The sequence below is a fragment of the Vibrio sp. 1457 genome, from assembly GCF_033340195.1.
Lineage (GTDB): Bacteria > Pseudomonadota > Gammaproteobacteria > Enterobacterales > Vibrionaceae > Vibrio > Vibrio alginolyticus.
The window spans coordinates 1-1,227 of record NZ_JAWOWA010000098.1 but is presented as its reverse complement, the minus strand read 5'-3'; the positions used below and the strand labels follow the sequence as shown (position 1 = coordinate 1,227).

Genomic DNA, 1,227 nt, shown 5'->3' with positions numbered 1-1,227 from the left:
CGCGTCCGTTCGGTCCTACAGGTTCTGATCCGCTGCAAGGTACACGTTCGGATATGAACTGGCAGGATGTTAGCGGTAAATCTGCCGCCAACGTCGCGCACTGGCAGAAAATCAGCCAGTTCCGCGCCCGCCATCCCGCAATTGGCGCGGGCAAACAAACGACACTTTCGCTGAAGCAGGGCTACGGCTTTGTTCGTGAGCATGGCGACGATAAAGTGCTGGTCATCTGGGCTGGGCAACAGTGACTTTTCCGGCTTCCCGTTCGTCAGTACCTCGGGAAGCCGCCAACCAGGATAAAATGTCAGCCCTAATCAGCGTTGCAGGATAAAGCACCGCTCACTCTCCAACAGACCGATTTGCACCCCAGCAAATGTAGCGTTATTGTTACCTTCCTTGCTACAGAGTTCGACAGATATCCCGCTATGACATTCTCCCTTTTTGGTGACAAATTTACCCGCCACTCCGGCATTACGCTGTTGATGGAAGATCTGAACGACGGTTTACGCACGCCTGGCGCGATTATGCTCGGCGGCGGTAATCCGGCGCAGATCCCGGAAATGCAGGACTACTTCCAGACGCTACTGACCGACATGCTGGAAAGTGGCAAAGCGACTGATGCACTGTGCAATTACGACGGTCCACAGGGGAAAACGGAGCTACTCACACTGCTTGCCGGAATGCTGCGCGAGAAGTTGGGTTGGGATATCGAACCACAGAATATTGCACTAACAAACGGCAGCCAGAGCGCGTTTTTCTACTGATTTAATCTGTTTGCCGGACGCCGTGCCGATGGTCGGGTCAAAAAAGCGCTGTTCCCGCTGGCACCGGAATACATTGGCTACGCTGACGCCGGACTGGAAGAAGATCTGTTTGTCTCTGCGCGTCCGAATATTGAACTGCTGCCGGAAGGCCAGTTTAAATACCACGTCGATTTTGAGCATCTGCATATTGGCGAAGAAACCGGGATGATTTGCGTCTCCCGGCCGACGAATCCAACAGGCAATGTGATTACTGACGAAGAGTTGCTGAAGCTTGACGCGCTGGCGAATCAACACGGCATTCCGCTGGTGATTGATAACGCTTATGGCGTCCCGTTCCCGGGTATCATCTTCAGTGAAGCGCGCCCGCTATGGAATCCGAATATCGTGCTGTGCATGAGTCTTTCCAAGCTGGGTCTACCTGGCTCCCGCTGCGGCATTATCATCGCCAATGAAAAAATCATCACCG

2 pseudogenes are annotated in these 1,227 nt (G+C 53.7%); both read left to right on the top strand.

Annotation, left to right across the window (positions count from 1 at the left end):
• Positions 1-245 (top strand): annotated as a pseudogene (locus tag R7Z41_RS23995) (alpha-amylase); the annotation flags it as partial.
• 177 nt (positions 246-422) lie between these two features.
• Positions 423-1,227: pseudogene (locus tag R7Z41_RS23990) on the top strand (pyridoxal phosphate-dependent aminotransferase); the annotation flags it as partial.